This window comes from Candidatus Eisenbacteria bacterium (genome assembly GCA_030017955.1).
GTDB lineage: Bacteria > Eisenbacteria > RBG-16-71-46 > JASEGR01 > JASEGR01 > JASEGR01.
Map to the genome: position 1 here is coordinate 1 of JASEGR010000119.1, position 5212 is coordinate 5212.

The 5212-nt window shown below is 53.1% G+C and carries 5 protein-coding genes and 1 other RNA gene; 1 reads left to right on the plus strand and 5 read right to left on the minus strand.

What is annotated here, in order from left to right; all coding sequences use genetic code 11:
* Positions 1-456 precede the first annotated feature (456 nt).
* Positions 457-1206, plus strand: a complete 750-nt coding sequence (locus QME66_12470) for a hypothetical protein (GenBank protein MDI6809771.1) — start codon at positions 457-459, stop codon at positions 1204-1206.
* A gap of 133 nt (positions 1207-1339) precedes the next feature.
* On the opposite strand, the gene ssrA is transcribed toward QME66_12470, so the two are convergent.
* The 5 genes from ssrA to QME66_12495 form a co-directional block, all read right to left on the minus strand.
* Positions 1340-1688, minus strand: a transfer-messenger RNA (tmRNA) gene (ssrA, locus tag QME66_12475).
* A 131-nt stretch (positions 1689-1819) separates the two neighbouring features.
* The gene (locus QME66_12480; GenBank protein ID MDI6809772.1) at positions 1820-2146 is read right to left on the minus strand and encodes a hypothetical protein; all 327 of its coding nucleotides are present in this window, start codon (positions 2144-2146) and stop codon (positions 1820-1822) included.
* A gap of 70 nt (positions 2147-2216) precedes the next feature.
* A complete protein-coding gene (locus QME66_12485; protein ID MDI6809773.1) occupies positions 2217-3128 on the minus strand; it encodes a cation diffusion facilitator family transporter in 912 nt (303 codons plus the stop codon).
* A gap of 313 nt (positions 3129-3441) precedes the next feature.
* Entirely contained in the window at positions 3442-3585 is a 144-nt protein-coding gene (locus QME66_12490) for a hypothetical protein (GenBank protein MDI6809774.1), read from the minus strand.
* Between the two features lie 155 nt (positions 3586-3740).
* Positions 3741-4991: a hypothetical protein gene (locus QME66_12495; GenBank protein MDI6809775.1), complete on the minus strand. Its 1251-nt coding sequence runs from the start codon at positions 4989-4991 to the stop codon at positions 3741-3743.
* Positions 4992-5212: the final 221 nt, after the last annotated feature.

The following is a 5212-nucleotide window of genomic DNA, read 5'->3' on the forward strand; positions in this document are numbered from 1 at the left end:
GGGGACATTTTCCCTTTGCAGTTAAGGGGACATATTGACTTTGCTTAAACAGAAAAAAAGGCGGCAGCAAGCATTTCGATCTCCCAGATGAACGAGAAGCATGATCTGAGAGGGCGGAGTCGTGGATGAAGAACGGGCGGAGATGCCCATTCTCGAGCCCGGCTCGAGCCTCAGCGCCATCCGTGCGGCTTTTCTTCTAACAAGACTCTGATTGACTGAGCGGCTCGGATATGGTATAAAGAGCATACATAGGATTCATTGAAAGGCCGCCCCGCCATGAAAAACGTACCTGTGACAAAGGTACGTGTCTTCTCATTCCTCGCTGGGTTGTGCCTGAAGGTATCCCGGTCACAGTCCCGGCGGGGTTTTTGTTCTTAGCCGCAGGGGCGAAAACTATCGGAGGGGCGGAGGAGATTGCAATCAATCCAGGGCCGTACTCGTTCAAGGAGGTGTTGGATGGACAAGTTCTACTATTTGTTTTTGGCTGGGCTCATGTGCCTCGCTTTCGCGGTTCCGCTGGTCGCAGAAGAGGATGACGCTATTCCGGCGGCCGGTTTGCAGCGAGTGCCTGTTTCCCTAACCCCTGCAAATCCGTTCGCTTGCGGCCTGACCATCTATGACAACACCGCCGGAGGCTATTTCTACTCAACCTCGACTCCCAGATGGAACGTGCTTGACGACGGCAACTTCCCGGCCGGCACCGCACCGGTGTGTTTGTGGTGTGTCGAGCTCGCGTGGCAGCAGACGGTCCAACAGCAGCTGTATATTGTCGTGGATTTCTGGGACACCGTTGTCCCCGGCGGCCCTGTCTGCAATCTCACATGGCTTGGAGGCTTCTACGTTGATTTCGGAATCGTCCCCGTCGGCGGCTGGACCTCGGGGTCGATCGAGATCATGACTCCGATCACTTTCCCGGATGACAACTGGTGCGTTCAGTTCAGGTACTACAGGCAGATTACGCCATCGCTCATAACTTCGACCGGCGCGGCCGTGTTTTTCGCGAACGGCGGGCCGACCGTTGGAACGAACGACGGCACTGTGTACTGGCGGGATGCCAGTGGAAACAACGCATTTGAGTGCCCGGCCGAAGCCAGGTCCTTCGCTCCACCGAATCTGGCGCAGTTCTACCTGAAGCTCTCGGCGACAGAGCTGCCGAGCCCAACCGAGCCGGAGAGCTGGGGTACGATCAAGGCCTTCTACCGCTAGTAATCTGGCGAGCGGCTCACAAGAGCCAGGTTAGACGTCTGCCCCTTCCTCCTGGGCGATCCAAGGGGAAGGGGTTCTGTTATGCGGAGAGCGCAACAAGGGCGGCGATTGTATTGTGGATTTGAGCCAATCCTGGTGGAGGCGCCGGGACTCGAACCCGGGTCCGGAGGTATTTCCCCGAGAGTCACTACGTGCGTAGCCAGCCTTTTGTTTATTCGCGTTCTGCAACTCCGGCAGGCAGGATTTACATTACGCTAGTCCTCTTTTTCTCTCGTCCGGCACCCGAGGACAGGCGCCAGACCAGTCCGCCTATTTGGCGCCTATCTCCCTCCCAGCAGACAAGAAGGAAGTAGACGTAGCCGCTTAAGCGGCTAGAGCCAACTCAGTGTTGGCGTTTGAATTTGTCCCATTTGTTTAACGAGCCAATGGGATCTCGGCACGCAACTCTCGCTTCTATACTCCCGTCGAGACCTATCGCCCCCAATGAGAGCCTAACTCGGTATCGGCAATTCGAGAGATGAGGCGAGACAATTCCGATAGCAGAAGTATTATAGCACCATCCGGAGCGCCGATCAAGTGTCTTTGGCCGCGCCGCCCTCAGAAGATTGCCCTGCTAGCCTTTTTCGACTCTTCCCCTGAGCTCCTTTTCTTTGTGCTCAAGCGCGAGGATGAGGCTGTGGACAGGCCGGCTGCCGGCGCCGATTATCACGCCGGTAAGAAGATAGTCTATCCAGGAAGAAAGCCCGTCGTTTTCAGTACCGGAAAGACCAAGACTGTCGAAAAGCCCTATGCGGGCTCCGAAAGAGAGAGCAAGCCCGACGGCAAGTCCGACTGCAGGAAGAAGCTTTCTTCTGACCGCACGGGAGAAAAGCAGTCCCAATACCTCGGCTATCCTCTCAACGACAAACGAGAGCACAAAGACACCAGCTAGTTGACCCAAAGTCATCACCTCCCGTTGTTACTGATTTTCAATACACTCAAGAAATGCCGGCCCGCCAGATTCGCTCATCTCATTCTGGGGGGGCAGGCTCGATGTGAATAGTCACGTCCTTTACGTATCTTATTTGTTCCATTATCTGCGACTTGATGTCATGAGTTATGGCATGCGCGTTCTCCACAGACATTTCCGGAGAAACGTGCACGTGAAATTCCACCAGGAACCTGTTGCCTGCATGCCTTGCCCTGAGCTTGTGGTACCGCACTATGCCCGGTGATGCCGATATTATTCCATCAATATGGTTCATTATCTCTGGCGGCGGGCTTGTGTCCATGAGAGCATTCACGGATTTCTTTGCGAGTTTGAATGACACCCAGAGCATGAGGCCTGCCACAGCTATAGCTGCGATCGCATCGAAAACGGGAAAACCAATAATCACAAATATGAGCCCAACGATGACCGCCAGCGCTCCCCAGAGGTCTGTCGTGAAGTGATATGCATCAGCTTCCAAAGCCGAACTCCTGTATCGCCTGCTTGATCTATGGAGATACCGCGAAAGGAAGTAGTCAACTCCGATTGTCACGACCATTGCGACGAGTCCGATCTCAGTTGCTTCAAGCTTTCTCGGATGAGATATCCTTTTTGCTGCTTCGTGAAAAATGAGCAGACTTGTAATCACTATGAGAAGCGTCTGGGCCAGCGCAGAGAGATTCTCATATCTCTCGTGGCCGTACAGGTGGTCTTTGTCCGGAGGTTCGTGGGCTTTCCTTATTCCAACGTATGCCAGCACGGATGCAGCGAAGTCGAAAAATGAATGTGCCAGCTCTGCCAGGATTGCCAGGCTGCCTGTGAGCACAGCAACTGCGGTTTTCATCAATATCAAAAAGATATTTACATATACCGAAAACCAGGCGGCATGGAGTTTCTTTTCTCCATCGCTCTCGAAAGTGCCCGTTATCTTTTCGTCAATTTCCTTCATTCTCATAATCATTCTCGCCGCGCAGAAACGGATTATGAGGGTATCCGCAGGCTGGGTCAAATCCCGTCACAGCTGCCGCCACCGCATCCGTGGAGACATGATTCGTGCCGCCTCAGTTATCGGCGTACTCAAGGGAGAGCGCGGAGCGCCCGGTCAGACCATTCGATTCCACTTTTTCCGCATGTTCCGCGCCACCCGGTAGGCCACAACAAAGGGAACCTGCCATATGTGGCCCAGCCCATAGTATGCCTGTATGAACTTTGGGAATCCGAGGAACTTGTGCCGGATATCGGGTTGATTGGCCGAGCGGAGGTGACGTTCATAGAGTCGCCAGAAATTCAGTACCGGATTTGTCCAAACTGTAGTAGTTGCCACTGTCGAGGTTCACAATTACCACTTCATCGTCAAAAACCTCGAAGATGACATTTGGCTGGTTGACTCTGAAACGCGGTGATGAGCTCACGGCTTATCCTCCAAAGATCGTACCTTAATCATACTCTTTTATCGATGTCCGGTCACCAGGAATTTTGTGATAAATGAAATGGGGAGCCGGGCTTTCTCGCCTGCTCCCCATTTTCAGTGAGATGAGCGCTGCTGTGCTCTGCCGAGACTTCTCTCCTATCCTTTTCTTATGTAGATGTTTCCGTTTATCGTGCTGATCTTGACAAGATGCTCCCCGCCTCCGATTGAACCTGTCCCATAGATGTGTTTCCGCTGCGAGCCGTGCTTGCGTTCCCAATTGGTCGTTTTCTCAATGTCCATTGGGAAATCGCTCTCTATATCGAAACGCCCCTCTTTCCCTTTCGTATATGCGAGATCGATTTCGAATCTCATCGACAGCCCATTCGGCACAATGAGATGAATATCGCCCCCCAGCGATTTGAGTTGAACGTCGCGGCGGCCGTTCCTCGGGTCGCCAATCATAGTTGCAGTGACATCCCCTCCCATAGTTGTTGCCGCAACCCAACCGTCAATCGCATCGATTTGGACGTCTCCCCCCATGGTCTTTGCTTTCACATATCCGCCTGCCGAGCGGATCGTTATGTCCCCACCCATTGTCGAAACATTTGCGCCTGCCGGGGCCTCACCAACGTTTATGTCCCCGCCCATCGTTGAAAGATTCACTTCTTTCCCTTTGGTTACGTCTATGTCTCCACCGTAGGTCTTTGCTTTGACGTTCTTACCCTCGGTATCCAGGTCGATGTCGCCCTCCATTGTGGAAACATGTGTTTCCTCGACCTCTCCTGCTTCCGCTGAGCGCCTGCTGACATTCTTGTAGGAAACCTTTCCACCCATCGTCGAACCCTCAAGGTTACCCTTCACGTTCTGGACAAGGACGTCCCCGCCCATCGTGCTCACTTTGCCGTCTGCCTCGGAATCACGGACGGTTATGGGACCACCCATAGTCTTAAGGTTGACCTCTCCCTTGATTCTCGTAAGCTCAAGCGCCCCACCCATAGTTGTCCCGCTCATCTTGCCTTCGATGCCATCGATCTTCACCGCACCGCCGTTTGAGTTCATCGAGATTCCGAACTTCGAGGGCAGTTTGATGGTTAAACGGACACCGCTGCGGCAGTTCCGTTTTGTCTTGCAGAACGAATAAATCTTCAGATGTGATTGCTGATCGTCGAACTCGACTTCAACACGCTCGGCATCCTTGCCGCCTATCACTGCTGTCACAGCTACTTCGTCCTTGCTCCATCCAGAGATATCGAGACTTCCGCCCGCATCAAGGTCAAGTTCGAGTGTTCCGCCTCTGCCGATGGCGAACGTTTTCTCGATGGTCCTTGGAGTCCCGGCGTTGAGCACTAGAGCTTGACAGAAAAACACTAAGACAACTGACAGAAAGACAGGCAATAATCTCTTCATGACGCACCTCCTTTTTCCAGGTACACCGTGTCAACTGACGCCAGGAATACGTTATTGCCGCGATTTTGTTTCACTTTGTACCCGTCAGCCCGGGTGTTTTCCAGAGGCACCGGACAATCTGTGCTGTCGAAGGAAATCTCGAATACTGGAAAGGGATGGTCCCAATTGTTCAGCGACAATTAGAATTCCCGGTAACGACAATTAGAATTCCCGTTTGATTG